The organism is Micromonospora sp. SD19, assembly GCF_054462275.1.
The window spans coordinates 79,733-99,471 of sequence record NZ_JBTLMN010000014.1 but is presented as its reverse complement, the minus strand read 5'-3'; the positions used below and the strand labels follow the sequence as shown (position 1 = coordinate 99,471).

Below are 19,739 nucleotides of genomic sequence, written 5' to 3'. Positions count from 1 at the left end.
GGGCGGTCTCCCCGCCCCGGCGGTAGCGGCGCAGCACCCGCGACTCGTCGAGCCCGAAGACATCGGCGTCGCGTTCCGAGGCGAGCAGCGCGTGATCGACCATGACAGACGACGCTGACAGTGGGGTGGGGCGGGCCGTGATCACGGCCCGCCCCACTTTGCTGCGCTGTCTCCGGCTCGGTGCTAGCCGGTGACGGTGAACGGTCGGGACACCTTCGTCGCCGACGTGGCGCCGTTCAGCGTGACGCTGGTCGCGCCCGCCTTCGCCGCACCCGCGACGCTGACCGTCGCGCCGGAGATGACGCCGTCACCGTTCGCGCGCACGGTGCTGACCGCGAGCCCGTCGCCGAGGGTGATGGTGACCGTCTCGTTCGGAGCGAACCCGGAACCGTCGACCATGATCGACGTGCCGCGCGGCCCGGAGGTGGTCAGGAGCGCCACCCTCGGCCGGTAGGTCCGCGCCTGCGCCCGCTCGGTCACCTGGACGGTGGCCGTGGCCGGCGTACGCGAGGACGCGCCCGTCGCGGTGACGGCGTACCGGCCGGGCTCGGCGTCACCGGAGGTCGGCACCGAGGCGCGAACCTTTCCGGTCGCGGAGGCCGCGACCTTCGTGGTCCGACCCGGGTCGGTGCCGACACTGACGGTCACCTGCTCGCCGGCGGCGAAGCCGCTGCCCTCGACGGTGATCGCGCCACCGGTGCTCACGGTGCCGGACGCGGAGAGCGCGATCGCCGGCTGCGACCCGCCCCGGGCCACTGTCACAGTGAAGGACCCGGTGCTGCTCGACAGGGTGTCCCACGCGGTGACGCGCACCGTGTAGGTGCCCTCCCGGGCGTAGGTGTGCGTGCCGCTCATCGCGCCGGACGCGCCGATCGTCACGTCCTGCGGAACGGTGCCGTCACCCCACTGGACGCGAGCCCGGTAGCCCGTCGTACCGGGAACACCGCCGGTCACCGTGCCGAGGTTCGCCGCGAGGGCCTGACCGGCGCTCGCCGTCTGGTCCTTCCCGGCGACGGTCGCCAGCGCCGGGGCGGGCGTGCCGTCGTTGGCCACGGCGAACACGTGGATCCGACCCGCCGAGCGAGGGTCGCCGGTCTGCGTCGGCAGGGTCACCGACACCAACGTCTTGCCCGCCGGAATCTGGTACGGCGCGGTGGCGAACAGGAACGGCTGGGCGCCGTCCCGGCTGGTGCCCTGCAGGCGGTACGCCGTCCGGGCGACGATGATGTTGCCGTAGGACGGGGTGCCGTTGGCGTTGCCGCCCAGCGTCCAGTCGCTGAACTGGATCGGAACGCTGGCCGTGCTGCCGTCGCTGAACGTCGCCGTGCCGGTGGTGCTCTGGTTGCCCTGCGTGCCGGCGCCGATGAACGAGATGCTCTTCGCGTCCTGCGGAAGGTCGAGCACGACAGTCGCCCCGTTACCGGTGGCGTTGTCCGGCCGCCCGGCCGGGATCACCGGCACTGTGAACCGCAGCGCGGTTCCGGGGACCTGCTGCGGCTGGCCCTGGGTCACACCGCCGGCCACCAGGGCGGCCCGCGAGTACGCCCACGACTTGGCGTCACAGTCCGCCGCGAGGACCCCTTCGTCACCGATGCAGAGGTTGTCGAACGCGGCGGTGAGACCGGAGGGCGGGGCGTACGCCACCTCGACGCCGACCGTCGCGGAGCTCTGGCTCTCGCCGTCGGTCACCGTGACGTTCGCCTGGTGGTAGCCCGGCGTGCTGTAGGTGTGCGACCCATCGATGCGGTAGACGGCCCGCGAGTTCACCGTCACGGTGCCGGCGGTGGCCGGCGTGCCGTCACCCCAGTCGATGGTGGCCTGGTAGCCGTTGGCGTCACCGCCGGTGACGGTGGCCAGCGGCACCGAGACGGGCACGCCGGCGGTCGCGTGCACACCCTGGGTGGCCGTGACGGTGATGTCGCCGCCCGCGAGGTCGAGGTCACCCCCGGCGAGCAGCTCCACCTCGGCGAGGTTGGTCTGCGCGGCACCGACGGTCTTCGTCACGGCAAGGCGGAACTGCGCGAACCGTCCCGGCTTGTCGATCGAGTACGGGCGGGTCTGGTTGCGCCACGGGAACACCTGGTCCGTGCGGGAGTCCACAGTGGTCCATGTGAGGCCGTCGTTGGAGCCCTGCAGGCGCCAGTCCGCCGGGTCGCCCGCGCCGGCCCCGGAGGTGACCGTGTAGGACGTCGGCTTCTGCTTGCCACCGCGGAACGCCCAGGTGATCTGGGGGGTCGCCGAGGTGAAGGTCAGCTGCGAGGTGGACGAGTCGTCGAAGAGCTTCGACGCGTCCTGACCGCCGGTGGCGGTCGCGGTGCCGAGACCGGGGCCGGTGACGTCCTGCAACGGCTTCGGCGCCTCGCCACCCTTGGTCAGCGATGGCGGCGCGTCGTTCTTGCCGCTGCCCCACGACGACGGCTTGGGGCCCATCTGGAAGTCGATGGTGCCGCCCTTGGCGAACGCGGACACGTCCAGGGAGAGGCCGCGCTGCTTCTTGCCGTTGACCTTGACGTCCTGCACGTACACGTTCGCGACGCTGTTGTTCGGGGCGTTGACGACGATGTCGCCGGTGCTGCGGTGCACTGTCATTCTGGTGAACTGCGGAGAGCCGATGGTCCACTCGGACGACCCGGCCTGCAGCGGGTACATGCCCAGCGAGCTGAGGATGTACCAGGACGACATCTCGCCGTTGTCCTCGTCGCCCAGGTAGCCCTGGCCGATCTCGCTGCCGACGTAGAGACGGCGCAGGATCTCCCGGACCGCCTCCTGGGTCTTCGACGGCGCGCCGGCGAAGTTGTACATGTACGGGATGTGGTGCGACGGCTGGTTGCTCATGCCGAGCTGCCCCATCCGTACCGCCCGGGCCTCCACCATCTCGTGGATGATGCCGCCGTAACCGCCGGGGCGGTCGGCGTTCTCCGGGGTGGAGAAGTAGGTGTCGAGCTTGTCGCGCAACGCCTTCTGCCCGCCGAGCAGGTTGGCCAGACCCTGACCGTCCTGCTGCGCGGTGAAGGCGAAGTTCCACCCGTTCGTCTCGGTGTAGACGCCACCCCAGTCCAGTGGGTCGTCGGCACGGAAGGTGCCAGCGGCGTCACGGCCCTGGAAGAGCTTCGTCTTCGAGTCGAACAGGTGAACGTAGTTGCGGGCACGCTCCAGGAAGTAGCGCGACTCCTCCTTGAGCCGGGCGCGCTCCGACTTCGGCGTGGCCGGGTCCTTGGCCAGGGCCGCACCCATGTTGCCGATGCCGTAGTCGTTGATGTAGCCCTCCAGCGCCCACGACACCGACTCCGCGGTGGAGGTCGGCGTGTAGCCGAGGAACAGGGAGTTCTCGATGCCCTTACGGCCGACCTCGGGACGCCCGGACGCGACGGTCGCGTCCTTGACGGCGGCGTCGTACGCGGCGAGCGGGTCGGGCAGCTTGACCCCGGTGAGGTACGCCTGGGCCAGGGCCACGTTGGCGCTGGTGCCGGTCATCAGGTCGGAGTAGCCGGGCGAGGACCAGCGGGCGATCCAGCCGCCGTCGCGGTAGTGCTGGACGAACCCGTCGGAGATCTTCGCGGCGATGTCCGGGTAGAGCAGCGAGTAGGCGGGCCACACGGTGCGGTAGGTGTCCCAGAAACCGTTGTTGACGTAGATCTGGCCGTCGACGATCTTCGCGCCGGTGTGGGTGGCTGTCGACGTGCCGGTCGGGGCCGATACCGGGCTCGCGTACTGCCAGCGCGGCGCGGCGGCGGTGCCGGTGTTCTCCGACTGCGAGTTCGGGTAGAGGTTCAGCCGGTACAGGTTCGAGTACATCGAGACCAGCTGCGCCTCGGTGGCGCCCCGCACCTCGACGCGGCCCAGCCGGTCCTTCCAGGCGGCGGTGGCGGCGGCGCGGATCTGGTCGAAGCTCTTGCCGGTGACCTCCAGGTCGAGGTTCCTGCGCGCCTGGTCGACGGAGAGGAACGACGTCGCGAGACGCATCGTCACCTCCCGGCTCCTGGTGACGTCGAAGGTGGCGGACGTCGCGGCGCTCGCCGTCGGCGCCCGGTCGAACGCGCCGGAGACGAACATCCGGGTCTGACCGGCCGACAGGCCGCTGGCGTTGTCCACCCAGCCGGTGAACGTGCCGTCCGTGCCGATGGTGAAGGTGCCGTTGTGGAAGACGAGGCTTCCGGTCGCCTGCCCGGCGGGGAAGGTGAACCGCATGATCCCGGCGTGGTCGGTGGGCGACACCTCGGCGATCAGGCCGTTCTCCAGCTTCACCCGGTAGAGGTCCGGCTGCGCGGTCTCGTCGTCGTGGCTGAAGGCGAGCGCGCGGCTGGCGGGATCACCGGTGAGTGACCGGTCGCCGGCGACCGGCATGACCGACATCTGGTTGCGGTCACCCATCCACGGGCTCGGCTCGTGGGAGATCGCGAGGCCCTGCAGCATCGGCAGATTGGCCGCGTTGTTGATCCGGTGGTACTCGTACTCCCAGGAGTCGGAGTCCGCGTCGGTCACCGGGGTGAAGAAGTTGAAGCCGTTCGGCACCGCGGTGATCGGCAGGTTGTTGCCGCGCGAGAAACCGCTCGTCGAGTTGGTGCCCCGTCGGGTGTCGACGTAGTTGGTCAGCTTCGAGCCGTCGATGGACGCCGGGTTGGCCTCCACCTCGACATCGTCGAGCCAGCCCTGGAAGCGGGTCTCCCCGGTGGCCTTGGGGTGGTCGTACGCGAGCAGGATGCGGTCGATCGTCTTGCCGCGCGCGATGGTGCCGAGGTCGGTCTGCACCAGGTTCCACTGGTCGGCGAAGAGTGCCTTCGAGGCAGCCTGACCGGGGCCGGTGAGCAGGTTGCCGTGCTGGTCGACGGGTGAGCGCCCACTCAGGTAGCTGCCGTCGGTGAAGTGCAGGTCGAGCGCGGCGTAGGTGGACGGGTACTGACCGTCCCCATCGGTGAACTCAGGGAAGATCTTGTACGACAGGCGGGTCTTCGGCCCGACCGGGATGTTCACGTCGAAGAGCTTGTTGGTCCCGTACGAGCGGCCACCGGCCAGGGCGCCGCCGGCGTAGCGCAGCGCGGCGAGCCCGGTGAAACCGGCGTCCGGCTTCGTGGTGTACCCGTCGTACGGACCGGCGCTGACCACGCTGACCATGGGCGTGGTCGGCGGGCGGACATCCGAGCCGTCGCTGATGTTCCAGTCGCCGAGCTGCACGAGCGTGTCACCGGAGTTGGCGGTGACGTTCAGCCGGTAGAAGCCGTACGCGGTCGTGTTGGTGAAGCTGTACTTGTTCGTCGCGAAGCGCCCGCGGAACTTCTCGCCGGTGCGCTTGTCCAGATCGGTCCAGGTGCTGCCGTCGTTCGACCCCTGGATGACGAAGTCCCTGGGGTCTCGCCCTGGTGCGTCGTTGGCGGCGGTCAGCGAGTAGCGGACCACCGTCGTCGGCTTGGCGAGCTGGTAGGTCACCCAACCGGTCTTCGCGAACGTGAGCCACTTGGTCGACGGCTCCTCGTCGGTGAGGTTAGCGGCGATCTCCCTCGGCAGGTGCTCGTCGCTCGCGGTCACGGCGGTGACCTGGCCGAGCTGGCTGCCGGGCAGCGTCGAGACGTTGCCGCTCAGGTTGCCCTGGATCGGCTGTCCGTTCGCGCCGACCTCGACGGTGCCGGTGGCGGGCTTGGGGTCGGCGGACTCGAACGAGGACGCGAAGTCGCCCGGCGTTGCCGGGGTCGCGGCGTTGGCCAGGGGCGCGGCGACGAGCAGGCCCAGCGGTAGCAGGGCGGCTGTCGTCGCCGCGATCAGGCGGGGCGAGCGGGGGCTCGCAAGTGGTCTGTGCGACATGAGGGACGGGGCCTTTCGACTCGAACGGGGTCGAGTACGTCGAACGTCTGGGCAGTGTGGAGCGAATGGGGGTCAGGCCCTGACATCGTTGTCATCAGAGTTCGTGAGCAACAAGATCGGGGCAGTGGACTGCCGCTGATAGTTCCGGGCGCAACACGGCCGTGTCAACGGGTTGACCGGGTCGAAACGGCCACCGCCCGCACCGGGCCCGGCGGCCGACGTGCCGGGCCTCGACGCCGTCCGAGGACGTACGCCGAGGCCCGGGCACGAATCAGCAGTAGAGGTTGGCTCCGGCGGGCACGCCGAGGATGCCGACGAACTGCTGGTACCTGGTGACACGGCTCTGCACCTGGGCGGGGTTTCCGTTGTTGCACTCGATCGAGCCGTTGATGCTGCGGATCGTCTGCCCGAACCCGGCGCCGTTGACCATCGCGTTGTGGGCGGTCATGGTGCCCGGCCCGTTCTGGGTCATCCAGTACCAGATACCGGTCTTCCAGGCCACCGCGGCGTCGGTCTGCACCAGCCACGGGTTGGTCAACAGCGGCAGGTTGAGGGCGTTACCGGCGGCGTTGTAGTTGAAGTTCCAACTGAGCTGGATCGGCCCTCGCCCGTAGTAGGCGGCCTGCCCGGCGGGGCAGCCGTACGACTGGCCGGGATCGCAGTAGTGCGGGTAGTTGGCGGTGTTCTGCTCGACGATGTGCACCAGCCCGCCGGTCTCGTGGTAAACGTTGGCCAGGAAGGCGGCGGCCTCCTGCCGCTGGACGGTGGCACTGCCGGTGCGCGCGAACGCCGGGTAGGCGCTGAGCGCGGCGACGAGTCCGGAGTACGTGTAGAACGAGTTGCGGCCCGGGAACATCTGGTTGAACTGGGCCTCGGTCACCACGAAGCCGCCCGGGTTGGTGGGCGGCGGGGTGGTCGGGGGCTGGCCGCCGCAGGTGTAGGGCTCCCAGTACCAGGTGCTGACGATCGGGTCGTACCCGGGATTGTCGTGCTCGGCGATGTAGTAGAGACCGTTGGTGTACCGCACGATCGCCCCGGCGGCGTACCAGGTTCCGGCCGTCCAGTTCGGGTGGCTGCAGGTCCCCCCGGTGGGTGGCGTGGTGCCTCCGCCGCACGCTCCGAGGTCCTCCCAGACGCCTGTCGTACCCGGCGGGGCCTCGTTCTGGGTCCACCACTTCGCCCGGTAGTTGCGGCCGTTGTGGGAGACCTGTGCGTCTCCCCAGTAGACGGCCGAGGCCTGCCACGATGCCGAGCAGGCCGCTGCCGACGCGGCGGTGGCCGGGATGACCGCAACCAGTCCACCGGCGACGATCAGTGCCACCAGCGCGACCAGCGCGCGCAGTCTTGTCATGTGATCACTCCTTCCTGGGACCTCACTGGCCGAAATCCGGGCGGACATCGACCGGAATGACTGTAACATCTTCTGTTCACACTCTTTACTATTCCGGTGATGACCGGGTGAGGGCGGGCCCGGCGACCGACGACCGGTACTTCCAGGCACTTTCCGGAGCACAGTGCCCCTGACCGCGTCGACCCACGAGATTGGGATGCCGCGAGAACGCGAACCCGATCACGGCATGCCTGGCCAACACCCGGACGCGCGCCTGAGTTGTTCCGGTGATTTTCCGGAACTTGTTGACGTGTTGGAATTCTCGCTGTAATACTCCGATCCACTGAGGTCAATGCGATCGGCTTCGCTGTGGTATCGGCTCCAGCTACCCACCCATCCACACCTGTCCGGACTGTGCTGCCCACATCCAGGGCGTGTCCGGGTCTGCGCGAAGGGGCACCAGATGAGCAGGCTCTTCCCCCGCACGGCGCTGTGGTCCCGGCGGTTGCGCGCGGCGCTCGCCGTCCTCGCCACCGCGGTCGCCATGTGCGGTGTCGTCCTCGCGGCCACCTCGACCCCGTCGAGCGCCGCCACCTGCAACGGCTACGTCGGCCTCACCTTCGACGACGGTCCGACCGGCAGCACCAGCGCGCTGCTGAACGTGCTGCGCGCCAACGGCGTACGGGCCACGATGTTCAACGTCGGGCAGAACGTCCAGAACAACCGGTCGGCCGCGCAGGCCCAGGTGTCCGCCGGCATGTGGGTCGCCAACCACAGCTGGAACCACGCCCACATGACCTCGATGTCCCAGGCGCAGATGCAGTCGGACCTGTCCCAGACCAGCTCGGCGATCCAGTCGGCGACCGGCAGCCGACCGGTTCTGTTCCGGCCGCCCTACGGCGAGACCAACTCCACCCTGCAGTCCGTCGCGTCGTCACTGGGCATGCGTCAGGTGATCTGGGACGTGGACTCCCAGGACTGGAACGGCGCCAGCGTCAGCCAGATCGTGGCCAACGCGAGCCGGCTCCAGGCCGGTCAGGTCATCCTGATGCACGACGGGATCCAGAACACCCGCGACGCGATCCCCCAGATCATGGCCAACCTGACCAGCCGCAACCTGTGCCCCGGCATGATCTCGCCGTCCACCGGCCGCGCCGTCGCGCCGGACGGCACCACGCCGCCGCCCACCACCACCCCGCCGCCCGCCGGCGGCACCTGCACCGCGACCGCCGCGACCACGAACGTCTGGGGCGACCGGTACAACACGTCGGTCACTGTCAGCGGCGCCAACACGTGGACCGTCGTCGTGGCCATCACCTCACCCCAACGGATCTCCACCGTCTGGAACGGCACCGCCACCTGGGACAGCAGCGGCACCGTCATGACGATGCGGTCCAACGGCAGCGGCAACACCTTCGGCTTCACCACGATGACCAACGGCAACAGCAGCGCCCGCCCACAGATCCGCTCCTGCACCTCGGGTTGACATCGCCCAGGTTGAGACGTGCGCGGTGGGTGCGCCCGGCACCCACCGCGCACCTGGCGGCCCGGCGCGCGGACCAGCCGCCACTAGCCTGCACTGATGCGACACACCCTCATCCCCGGGGATGACAGCCTGCACGGCCACTTCTCCCCCGATCTCCCGCCGGTGCTCACCATCGACCCCGGCGACACCGTCACCTACCGCACGCTGGACTGCTGGTGGTCCGCCGGCCCGTACCCCGGCGGGCCGAACCGGGACCGCCCCCGGGTCGCGCAGCACCGGCCCGACCACGGACACGCCCTGATCGGTCCGGTCGCGGTCCGCGGTGCGCGCGCCGGCCAGACCCTCGCGGTACGCATCGACGCGATCACCCCGGCCACCTGGGGAACCACGGTGGCCGGCGGCTGGCCGAGCGTGTTCAACCAGCGCTACGGCGTGCAGGAACAACCTGTGGTGCACGCCTGGACGCTGGACCCGGAGACGATGACCGGCCGCAACCAGCATGGCCACTCGGTCGCGCTGCGGCCCTTCATGGGAGTGCTCGGCATGCCACCCGCCGAGCCGGGACGACACTCGACGATCCCGCCGCGCCCCTACGGCGGCAATCTGGACTGCCGGGACCTCACCGCCGGCAGCACCCTGCTGCTGCCGATCCCGGTGGACGACGCGCTGTTCTCCGTCGGGGACGGTCACGCCGCACAGGGTGACGGCGAGGTCGGCGGCACCGCGATCGAGTGCCCGATGGACGAGGTGACGTTGACCTTCGACGTACGCGACGACTTCCCGGTCACCGGTCCGGTGGCCCGCACCCCCGACGCGTGGCTGACCCTGGGCGTCGGTGCCTCCCTCGACGACGCCACCTTCACCGCCCTGGAGTCGATGCTGACACTGATGCAGCGGCTGCACGGCCTCAGCCGCGCGGACGCGGTGGCGCTGGCCAGCATCGCTGTCGACGTACGGGTGACGCAGATCGTCAACCAGACCGTCGGCGCGCACGCCGTCCTCCGCGACGACGCGCTGCGATTTCCGCACGCCGATTCTGTCGGAGGTCGCCGTTAACGTGTGGTCACTGTCGCCGCGCCGGCCGGATCTGGCCGCTCGCTGACCCTCGGAGGCCCCCCATGTCCCAGGAGACGACCTACCTCGAACTGTCCGAAGTGGACGGTGCGCACAAGTTCTACGAGGTCATCGTCGACAACGCCACGCTGACGGTGCGCTACGGCCGGATCGGCGACCAGGGGCAGGTCAAGGCGAGCGCCTATCCGGACAACGCCCGGGCCCGGGCCGCCGCGGCGAAGAAGATCGGGGAGAAGATCCGCAAGGGCTACGCGCCGGCCGTCCCCGGCGTCCGTCAGAAGCGCACCGTGTCACGGCGGCAGATCGTGAGCACCCGCTCCACCGCCCACACCGCCCCGGTGCTCTGGCGCTACGACTCCGGTGCTCCCGCCTTCGGCATCTTCGTCGACGGGCAGCACTGCATGGTCGGCAACGAGCACGGCGTCATCACCACGCTCGACCACGACGCCCAGGTGCGCGGCCAGGTCCGCCTGCCCGACGGGGTGAAGTGCATCGTCGCCGACGACGCCTGGATCTACGCCGGCTGCGACGACGGCAACGTCTACGACCTGTCCGGCAAGGTGCCCCGGGTGGCGTACGCGATCGCCCCGGAGATCGACATCTACTGGCTCGACATCCACGACGGCGTCCTCGGCGTCTCTGACGCCGACGGCGGGATCACCGCCGTCGACCACGAGGACGAGTTCCTGTGGCGACGCCCCGGGCGGGGGCGTTCGGCCTGGATGGTGCGCTGCGACGACAACGCCATCTACCACGGCCATTCGCAGGGCGTGACCGGCTACGAGTGGCGTACCGGCGGGGAGCTGTGGCACACCAGAACCGGCTCGGTGCTCTTCGGCTGGCAGGAGCAGGGCAGTGTGTTCGCCGGGACGGGCACCCGCGAGGTGGTGCGGCTGTCCAAGTCGGGTCGGCACGAGCGCACCTACCGCTGCGACGCCCCGGTCTTCTCCTGCGCCACCGCCGAGGGCGGCCGGTACGTCTTCGCCGGTGACAGCCAGTCCTCGATCTACTGCTTCGACTCGGCGGGCACCCGGCTGTGGAAGCTCGGCACCGGCTGCGGCTCGGCGTACTCCATGCAGTACCACGACGACCGGCTCTACGTCGTCACCACCGGTGGGCACCTGGCCTGCATCGACGCGAGCGAGCCGGCGATCCGCGCGGCGCAGGCCGGGGACGTGCCGCAGGTGCGCGACATCAAGGCCCCCCGTCAGGCGCCCCAGCCGGTGCAACCGACGATGGTCGAGGTGACCAGCGACGCGGGCGCGGGCGTCGTGGTGCAGTGCCTGGACGATCGGGGGCGGCTGCGGGTTCAGGTGCTGTCCGACGGTTACCGGCGCGACTGGTCCGTGCAGTTCCCCAAGGGGATCCGCGAGCCGGGCGCCCGCTACCTGGTGACCGAGGTGCGGGAGTCCAGCCGCGGTGGCTACTACCGCGCGTACGGCGACATCCGCCGGCTGCGCTGACGGCGAGCACACCGAGGGGGCCCGGTCGGGCCCGCCTCTGTCGTAGGGTGCCGGCATGGCGCACCCCGTCCGGGCCAACGGCGACGCCATCGGTGCCTGGTGGGCAGCCCCACCGACGCGGCGGGTGAGTCACCTGCCGGGCGTCGACCCGGAGTTGCTGCGGGTGGCACTCGACCCGTTGCCGGCGGCGGCGCCCGCGATCGTGCACTACCGGCCCACGCTGGTGGGTCCGCTCGGCGACCTCGTGGACGCCCTGCTCGACCAACTCGACACCGCGGCCCTCACGATGTTCCCCCGCTGGCTGACCGGGGCCGACCATGTCGACAGCGAGGGCAGCCTCGGCATGGCGGCGGTGCGCGCCCTCGCGGCCCGCACCGCCGCCCGCTCCCGACACTTCGGCCCGTTCCTGGCCGACCTCGCCGAGCGAGGGCTGCGCGGTCCGCGCCACCCCGCCGGCCGGTCCCGCTTCGCCCCCGGGGTACGCGCCGCCGGGCTCGCGCGGGTGATCGCCGAGGCGTACCACCGGGAGAGTTGCCTGCTCATCGTGGCCCTGCCCGATCTGGGGGCGGACGCCGAGCGGACACTGGTGGCCGCCGCCGAGTGGCTGGTGCGGCACGGCGACGTCACGGTGTGGTTGGCCGGCGGGCCACTGCGCCATGCCGACCGGGTGCGGTCGGTGCCGCTGCTGCTGCCGCCACGATTCGCCGAGCTGACCAGCACGATCGAACGGCTTCCGGCCACCGCCGCCGAGCCGGGGTCGACGGTGTTGGCCTGGCCGCCGATCGCGGGCGTGCCGCGCGGCGACAGCGCCGCCGAGCAGGCGTTGGAACGCGCGCTCGCACCGCATGACTGGGCCCGCGGCCGGCGGTGGAACCAGACCTACGAGTGGCATGTCCTGGGTTCGGCGTACCGACTGGATCTGTTTTGGCCCACGGAGGGTCTTGCGGTCGAGGTGGACGGCCCGGAGCATCGTGGGCGAATCGCTTTCGCCAACGATCGGCGGAGGGACGTGCAGCTGCAACTCCTCGGGCTGGACGTGCTCCGCTTCACCAACGAGCAGGTGCTCACCGACGCGCCGGCGGTGGTCGACGGGATCCGTCGGCTGCTGGCCCGGCGACGCGCGGGCGGCACGCACCCCCACGGAGATGAGACATCATGACGAGCCCGGCGGACGTCCCGCACCTGACGCCGAACCAGATCAACGCCCTCGTGGTGCTGATGGTCGAGGCGCGCCGACTCACCAACGTCGAGCTGAAAGAGCTGGCCGGTTTCACGCTGACCGGTAAGGACAACACGAAGCTCGTCGACCTGGGCCTGGTCGACACCGATCGGACGCACCGACCGTTCGCCCACGAGCTGACCGACGAGGGCTGGCGGGTGGCCCGTCAGCTGCACAGCTCCGCGCCGCCCAAGCAGGGCGGCTCGACCACGCGGTCGCTCTTCGTCGTGCTGTCCAACCTGCACCGTTCGCTGGACCGGCTGCGGGTCAGCCACGGCGACTTCTTCAAGCAGACCGGGGCACCGGCGCTGGCGGCCAGTGAGCCTCGGCACGAGGCACCGGCCCCCGCTGCGGTCACACCGGTGCCCGCAGCGGAGGTCGAGGCGCTGGTCCGGTCGGCGTACCGTGATCTGGCCACCGCCCCGGGCGCCTGGGTCGGCCTCGCCGACGTTCGCGAGCAGCTCGCCGACACCGACCGGGATGCCCTGGACGCCGCGCTGCGGGCGATGGTCGGTCGGGAGGACGTCCGCATCATTCCGGTGGCGAACACCAAGTCGCTGACCGCACGGGACCGGGCCGCGGCCGTCCGCATCGGGAACGAGGACAACCACGCCCTGGCGATCGGCCCGGCATGATCTCCGACGACCAGCGGGCCGCGCTGGAAGCGGTGAGTCTCAACCCGGCGGTCACCCCGGACGACGTCTGGCGACCCAGCCCGCACAACGTGCCGGAGCTGCACGAGAAGGTGGCCGCCGAGATCCTGCGCGGGGTGGCGCGGGCCCGCACCGACGACACGAGCATGCCGCTCGGGGTGGCCATGCAGGGCCGCGCGGGCGCCGGCAAGACGCACCTGCTCGGGGCGGTGCGCGAACGGATCCAGCGCGACGGTGGCTACTTCTTCCTGGTCGACATGGTCAGTGGCAAGACGTTCTGGGAAAGTGTGGCCCTGGCCCTGGTGGAGGGGATGGGCCGCGCCCATGTCGGCTGGGGCACCCAGCTGAAGACCTTCCTCCGTCGACTCACCCCGCAGCTCGGCCTGCCGGTGGAGGTCCGCGACGCGGTCGCCGGGGCCCGGCCGGTGACCCGCGCCCAGCTCGACACCTTCATCTGGGCGCTGCGTGAGCGCGATCGGGAGGTCGGGCGGGACGCCCAGGACACCGCTCGGGCGCTCGTCCTGCACGGTGCCGTCGACTTCGAGGCGCAGGACGTCGGTTACGCCCACCTGATCTCCGAACCGGGTGACCCGGCGGCGCGGGCGGCGTGGGGCTTGAGCGCCGCGATCCGCACGCCGCAGCAGGTCGTGCAGGACATCTCCCGGCTGATGGCGCTGACCCTGGACCCGACGGTCATCGCCGTGGACCAGCTCGACACGCTGTTCGCCCAGACCAGCACGTCACTGCTCAACCAGCACCAGGGGCTGGAGGACGGCCAGGCCAAGGTGCTCGGCCCGATCGCCGACGGCCTGCTCAAGCTCCGCGACATCACCCGCCGCACGCTTGTCGTGGTCTCGTGCCTGCCGGACACCTGGGTGCTGATGACCCGCACCGCGCCCACCCCGGTCGGCGACCGCTTCCGCACGGCGACCCTGCCGGACCGGATCCCCACCCCGGAGATCGGGCAGGCGATCGTGGCGAAGCGTCTCGCCGCCGCCTTCGCCGGCCCACGCTTCGTGCCACCGCACCCCACCTGGCCGATCGCACCCGCCGCCTTCGCCGACGCACCCACCCTGACCCCACGCGCGCTGCTTCGCCGGGTGGACCGCCACCTCGCCTGGTGCCGGGACCGCGACGAGGTGGTCGAGCTGGACCGGCTCATCGACGGCGCCGAGTCCACGCCGGCGGTGAGCGCCGTCCGTGCCGCTTCCGGTGACCCGACGACTGACGAGCGCCGCCTGCACGAGTTGGACGCACGGTTCGCCGATCTGGTCGCGGCCGCGGACGTGTCGGCCGCCGTCGACCCGGCCGGCGAGGACGTGCACATGCCGCCGCTGCTCGCCGCCGGCCTGGCCGCGTGGATCGCCGAGCAGGCGCCGACCGGCGCCACCTACAAGTACGATCCGCCGCCCGGTCGCAAGCCCGCGCTGCACGGGCGGCTGATCGAGGTGCTCGACGAGGCCACCGAGAACGAGGCGCACTGGTGCTTCCGGGCCATCGCGCACCCGAATGCCATCGCCGTGACCGCCCGGGTCAAGGCGGCGTGCACCCTGGCCGGGTTGGACCGGGACCTGCCCCAACGGCGGTTGGTCCTGCTGCGCAACGGTCCGTGGCCGACCGGGAAGCGTACGACCGAGGTGTTGACCGGTTTCGACGCGGCCGGCGGTCTGCGGTGCGCCGTGCCGGAGGCGGACCTGCGGGTCTTCGCGGCACTGCGGGTGATGGCGGCCGAGCCGTCCACGGCGTTGCAGGAGTGGCTGGTGGCCCGCCGTCCGGCCAGCGGCACCGAGCTGTTCCGGACGGTCCTGCCCAGGCCCGACGGGACGCGCGGTGCGGCCGGGTCGACGACGCCCGACGACGGCGAGCCACCGTCGGGTGGCCCCGGTCCCGACGCCGCGGACACGCCGGTCGGCGAGGTGGCAGCCGGTCAGTCGAGCAGCTCGGCGCCCGCGGACCCGGTCGACCCCGCTGTCGACGAGGACGGTCGGGCCGTCGGGCTGGGGCGGACCGTCGACGGTGGTCACCCGTTCACGGTGCCCCTGGAGTCGCTGCGCCGGCACGCCGTGGTGTTCGCCGGCTCGGGCTCGGGCAAGACCGTGCTCATCCGTCGGCTGGTCGAGGAGTGCGCCCGCGCGGGTGTCTCCGCGATCGTTCTCGACCCCAACAACGACCTGGCCCGGCTCGGTGACGCCTGGCCCGACCCGCCCGACGGCTGGGGCCCCGGCGACGCCGAACGGGCCACCGACTACCTCGCGCACACCGAGGTGGTGGTCTGGACGCCCCGGGTCACCGCCGGTCGGCCGCTGAGCTTCCAACCGCTGCCCGACTTCACCTCCCTGCGGGACTGGCCGGACGAGTTCGACCAGGCCGTCCGCTCCGCCGTGGAAGCGCTCGCGCCTCGGGCCGGCGTGGACCGCTCCAGCCGGCTCGCCCAGCAGGGCAAGGCCGTCCTCACCGAGGCCCTCCAGGCGTACGCGCGAAGCGGGATGGTGGGCCTGCCCGGCTTCACCGAGTTCCTCACCGACCTGCCCGACGGGGTCAGTCGGCTGGCCCGCGCCGGGAAGCTCGCCGAGGAGTTGGCCGAGGCGCTCAAGGCGGCGATGGTCACCGATCCCCTCTTCGGCGGGGTGGGCGCACCTGCCGATCCAGGGCTGCTGCTGACACCGTCGGCCGGGCGACGGGCCCGGGTGTCGGTGATCAGCTTCGTCGGCCTCACCTCCGATCAGGAGCGGCAGAGCTTCGTCAACCAGTTGCAGATGGCGCTCTTCGCGTGGATCAAACGGCACCCCGCCGGTGACCGACCGCTGGGTGGGTTGTTCGTGATGGACGAGGCGCAGACGCTCGCGCCCTCGACCGCCACCACGGCCTGCACCGCCAGCACGATCGCGCTGGCCTCGCAGGCCCGCAAGTACGGGCTCGGGTTGGTCTTCGCCACGCAGGCGCCCAAGGGTCTGCACAACCAGATCTCCGGCAACGCGACCACGCAGTTCTTCGGGCTGCTCAACGCGCCGGCGCAGATCGACGCGGCCCGGCAGCTCGCCGAGGCCAAGGGTGGACGGCTGCCGGACATCGGCCTGCTCAACAGCGGTGAGTTCTACGCCGCCGGGGAGGGATTCTCGTTCGTCAAGGTCCGCACCCCGCTGTGCCTGACCCACCACCCGAAGGCGCCGTTGACCCCCGAGGAGGTCGTCGCCCGGGCCCGCCCGGCTGGGTAGCCTGAGGCCATGATCTTCATTACCGCCAAGTTCCGGATCCGGCCCGAGCACGCCGACCGGTGGCCGCAGATCGCCGCCGAGTTCACCGAGGCGACCCGCGCCGAGCCGGGCTGCCTGTGGTTCGACTGGTCCCGCAGTGTGGACGACCCGACCGAGTACGTGCTGGTCGAGGCGTTCCGCGACGACCAGGCCGGTGCGGCCCACGTGCAGTCCGCCCATTTCCGCGCGGCCCAGGAGACCCTTCCGCCGCACCTGGCCGAGACCCCGCGCATCGTGAACGCCACGGTGCCGCAGGAGGACTGGTCGCTGCTCGGTGAGATGGCCGTCCCCGAGGGCCGCTGACCGTCGCCGACCCGTGCGGCCCGACCCGCCGTCAGCGCAGCCGGCGGGCGGCGAAGCGGGTCGGCGGGTCGGCGATCACGTCCTGCGCCGCGATCAGCTGGATCTCCCGGGTGCCGGCCGCGACAGTCGCCTCGAGCACGGCGTAGACGGAGGCGATGGTGCGTTCCAGCGCGGTCGCGGGTGAGCCGGTCGTGCACAGGTGCGCGAGGTACAGCGCCGCGGTGACGTCGCCCCCACCGTTCGGGTTGATCGGCAGCAGCGGTGTGGTCACCGCCCAGGCGCCCTCGTCGGAGACCGCCACCACCTCCAGCGAGTCCGGCGGCAGGTCGCCGTGCAGCACGCTGGTCACCAGGACGTGCCGTGGCCCGTTCGCGCGCACCACGTCGACAGCGTCGAGCACCTCGGCCAGCGATGTCGTCGTGCGGCCGGCGAGGAAGTCCAGCTCGAAGTGGTTCGGCGTGATGATGTCCGCACGGGGCACGACGGTGTCGCGGAGGTACTCCGGAATTCCGGGCCGGACGAACATGCCCCGGCCGGCGTCGCCCATCACCGGGTCGCAGCAGTACACGGCGTCCGGGTTGGCGGCCTTCACCGTCGCCACCGCGTCCAGGATCACCGCGCCCACCGCCGGGTCGCCCTGGTAGCCGGAGAGCACCGCGTCGGCGTCGCCGAGGACCCCGCGGTCCCCGATTCCGGCGATCACCTCCGCCACGTCCGCCGCGGGGAGCGTCGGGCCCCGCCACGCGCCGTACCCGGTGTGGTTGGAGAAGTGCACGGTCAGGACCGGCCAGACCTCGTGCCCGAGGCGTTGCAGCGGAAAGGCCGCCGCCGAGTTGCCGACGTGGCCGTAGGCGACCGACGACTGGATGGACAGGATCTTCACCGGCCCATCATCGCCGCTGCGGCCGGCGTCGCACTGACGGCCCGCCGTTTCTGTCGGGTGGCCCACTCGCCGCCCGCCCGTGGGCACGACGCGAACGGGCGGCCCGGACCGTGCCGTCCGGACCGCCCGAGTGGGCGTGCGGTCAGCCGCCGAGGCTGACCGCGGTCGTACGGTCAGCCGCCGAGGCTGGCCGCGGTCGTACGGTCAGCCGCCGAGGCTGGCCGCGGCCGAGGCGATCGACGAGGCGAAGTAGCTCACCTGGGTGTAGACGCCGGGGTAGTTGGGTCGGGCGCAGCCGTTGCCCCAACTGACGATGCCGACCTGGATCCAGGCGTTGTTGGCGTCGCGGCGGAACATCGGACCACCCGAGTCGCCCTGGCAGGTGTCGGTGCCGCCGCTGGCGTAGCCGGCGCAGATCTCCTGGGCGGGGATGAGGTCGCCGCCGTAGTTGGCGTTGCACACGGAGTCGCTGACGAACGGCACCGTCGCCTTGAGCAGGTACCGCTGCTGGCCGCCGCCCTCCCGCGCGGCACCCCAGCCGGCGACGGTGAAGGTGCCGCTGTCGTACGCGGTGGTGGTGGCGATCGGCAGCGTGCTCAGCCCGGTGACGGGGCTGGCCAGGCGGATCAGCGCCCAGTCACGGCCCGCGCCGTTGTAGCCGGGGGCCCGGTAGACGTAGTTGGACCGGACGGTGATCCGGCTGGACGACTGGAGGTCGACCGTCCCGAGCGTCGCGGTGATGCTGGTGTTGGTGCCGGTCGAGCCCACGCAGTGCGCCGCGGTGAGCACCAGCCGGGGGCTGTACAGCGCCCCGCCGCAGCCCATCGAGAGACGCACCATGAACGGGAACTCGCCCTGCGCGGCGCGGGTGCCGCCGACGACGGTCGGCGTCACGGGGCTGTCGGCCGCGGCGGCCGGCGCGGTGAGGGTGAGGCTGGCCGCGGTCACCGCGGCCAACGCGGTGGCCAGCAGGCCAGTGAGGGTACGCCAGCGAACCATGCATTCCTCCGCATCAGGGTGGCGCGCCTCGTGAGCGCACCGCAGTCGAGATAGCGGTCATCATATTGAGAGTTATGGATCTCGCGGGTCATCCTCTCTGGGTCGTACCACCGGCGTTATGGATCTCGCCCGGTGCGCCGCAGGGCTGCGGCGCGACCGGTTGTCAGCCGCCCGGGGTGCCGGTGCTCTCCCGGCGGATGAGGCGGAACGGTGTCTGCACGCTCAGCGGCCCCGCGACCTCCGCGCCCTCGATGCGGGCGACGAGACGGCGTACCGCGAGACGGCCGATCTCCCTCTTGTCCGGGGCGATGGTGGTGAGGGTCGGTGCGCTGAACCGCCCGTCCTCGATGTCGTCGATGCCGACCACCGCGACGTCCTCGGGAACCCGGTGGCCGGCCTCGGCCAGCGCCCGCAGCGCGCCGATGGCGACCAGGTCGTTGTAGGCGAACACCGCGTCCGGCCGGTCACCGCGAGCGAGGAGGTCGTGCATGGCCCGCCTGCCGTCGAGCCGGCCGAACGCGTCGGTGCGGGCGACCAACAGCGGTCGGTACGGCAGGCCGGCCGCCGCCAGGGCCTCCCGGTAGCCCCGGACCCGCAGGTGGGCCGACTGCCGGTCGCCGCCAGCGGTGGCGCCGATGAACGCGATCCGGCGACGGCCGATCGCCACGAGATGCCGGATCGCCGCGTGGCTGGCCGCGACGTTGTCGATGGCGATGTGGTCGTGCGGCACGTCGTAGACGCCCTCACCGATCAGCACGAGCGGACCGCCGGCGGTGCGGGCCAGCACCTCCTCCCGACCGATGCGCACCGGGCTGAGGATCAGGCCGTCGATGACGCGCTGCCGGGTGCCGTCGAGGAGCGCCAGCTCCGCCTCCCGGTCGGCGGCGGTGTTCTCCATGACGAGGGTGTAGCCGAGCCCGGCGGCCTCGGAGATGGCGATCTCGGCGAGTTCGGCGAAGTAGGGGTTGGTCAGCTCCGGGACAGCCAGGGCGATCAGGCCGGTGCGACCGCGGCGCAGGTGCCGGGCGCCGAGGTTGGGGCTGTAACCGAGTTCGTCGATCGCCTGCTGCACCCGTTGTCGGGTCCGCTCCCCCACCGGGCGGTACCCGTTCACCACGTTCGAGACAGTAGCCAGCGAGACACCGGCGCGCTGGGCGATGTCCTTCAGGCTGACGCCCATCCACCACCCTTTCGCGACGTCGACCGGCGGGCCGGCCGGGCATCGACGAACAAGCATTGACGGGACGCCCAGCGCGGCTCTATAACGTTATACAGGCGA

The 19,739-nt window shown here is 71.3% G+C and carries 12 protein-coding genes; 7 read left to right on the top strand and 5 right to left on the bottom strand.

Translation table 11 applies throughout. The annotated features are described in order from the left end of the window. Positions 1-183: 183 nt before the first annotated feature. Together ACX27O_RS30990 and ACX27O_RS30985 are read right to left on the bottom strand one after the other, a co-directional pair. Positions 184-5,796 (bottom strand): GH92 family glycosyl hydrolase, encoded by a 5,613-nt coding sequence (locus ACX27O_RS30990; protein WP_458940510.1) that lies wholly within the window; start codon positions 5,794-5,796, stop codon positions 184-186. Positions 5,797-6,067: 271 nt separating this feature from the next. Beyond that, a complete protein-coding gene (locus ACX27O_RS30985; RefSeq protein WP_458940509.1) occupies positions 6,068-7,147 on the bottom strand; it encodes a glycoside hydrolase family 19 protein in 1,080 nt (359 codons plus the stop codon). A gap of 442 nt (positions 7,148-7,589) precedes the next feature. On the opposite strand from ACX27O_RS30985, the gene ACX27O_RS30980 reads away from it, so the two are divergent. The 7 genes from ACX27O_RS30980 to ACX27O_RS30950 all read left to right on the top strand — a co-directional run bounded on the left by ACX27O_RS30980 (position 7,590) and on the right by ACX27O_RS30950 (position 16,578). Continuing rightward, positions 7,590-8,612, top strand: coding sequence for a polysaccharide deacetylase family protein (locus ACX27O_RS30980; RefSeq protein WP_210860350.1), 1,023 nt, complete (start codon positions 7,590-7,592; stop codon positions 8,610-8,612). 96 nt (positions 8,613-8,708) lie between these two features. Continuing rightward, positions 8,709-9,668, top strand: coding sequence for an acetamidase/formamidase family protein (locus tag ACX27O_RS30975; RefSeq protein WP_210866878.1), 960 nt, complete (start codon positions 8,709-8,711; stop codon positions 9,666-9,668). A gap of 62 nt (positions 9,669-9,730) precedes the next feature. Further along, positions 9,731-11,149, top strand: a complete 1,419-nt coding sequence (locus ACX27O_RS30970; protein ID WP_210866877.1) for a WGR domain-containing protein — start codon at positions 9,731-9,733, stop codon at positions 11,147-11,149. 55 nt (positions 11,150-11,204) lie between these two features. Continuing rightward, positions 11,205-12,308: an endonuclease domain-containing protein gene (locus ACX27O_RS30965; protein WP_458940508.1), complete on the top strand. Its 1,104-nt coding sequence runs from the start codon at positions 11,205-11,207 to the stop codon at positions 12,306-12,308. Continuing rightward, on the top strand, positions 12,305-13,003 hold the full coding sequence (locus ACX27O_RS30960; RefSeq protein ID WP_030336277.1) for a hypothetical protein: 699 nt from the start codon (positions 12,305-12,307) through the stop codon (positions 13,001-13,003). Before ACX27O_RS30965 ends, ACX27O_RS30960 begins: the two co-directional genes overlap by 4 nt. Then, positions 13,000-16,236 carry an ATP-binding protein gene (locus ACX27O_RS30955; protein WP_458940507.1) on the top strand — a complete coding sequence of 1,079 codons (3,237 nt, stop codon included), beginning with the start codon at positions 13,000-13,002 and terminating at the stop codon, positions 16,234-16,236. The genes ACX27O_RS30960 and ACX27O_RS30955 overlap by 4 nt, the downstream gene beginning before the upstream one ends. Before the next feature lie 9 nt (positions 16,237-16,245). After that, the gene (locus tag ACX27O_RS30950) at positions 16,246-16,578 is read left to right on the top strand and encodes a putative quinol monooxygenase (protein WP_030336274.1); all 333 of its coding nucleotides are present in this window, start codon (positions 16,246-16,248) and stop codon (positions 16,576-16,578) included. Positions 16,579-16,609: 31 nt separating this feature from the next. On the opposite strand, the gene pdxY is transcribed toward ACX27O_RS30950, so the two are convergent. The 3 genes from pdxY to ACX27O_RS30935 form a co-directional block, all read right to left on the bottom strand. Further along, on the bottom strand, positions 16,610-17,461 hold the full coding sequence (gene pdxY / locus ACX27O_RS30945; protein WP_030336272.1) for a pyridoxal kinase PdxY: 852 nt from the start codon (positions 17,459-17,461) through the stop codon (positions 16,610-16,612). 204 nt (positions 17,462-17,665) lie between these two features. Beyond that, positions 17,666-18,460 (bottom strand): S1 family peptidase, encoded by a 795-nt coding sequence (locus ACX27O_RS30940; protein WP_030336270.1) that lies wholly within the window; start codon positions 18,458-18,460, stop codon positions 17,666-17,668. A 163-nt stretch (positions 18,461-18,623) separates the two neighbouring features. After that, on the bottom strand, positions 18,624-19,640 hold the full coding sequence (locus tag ACX27O_RS30935; RefSeq protein ID WP_030336269.1) for a LacI family DNA-binding transcriptional regulator: 1,017 nt from the start codon (positions 19,638-19,640) through the stop codon (positions 18,624-18,626). Positions 19,641-19,739 lie beyond the last annotated feature (99 nt).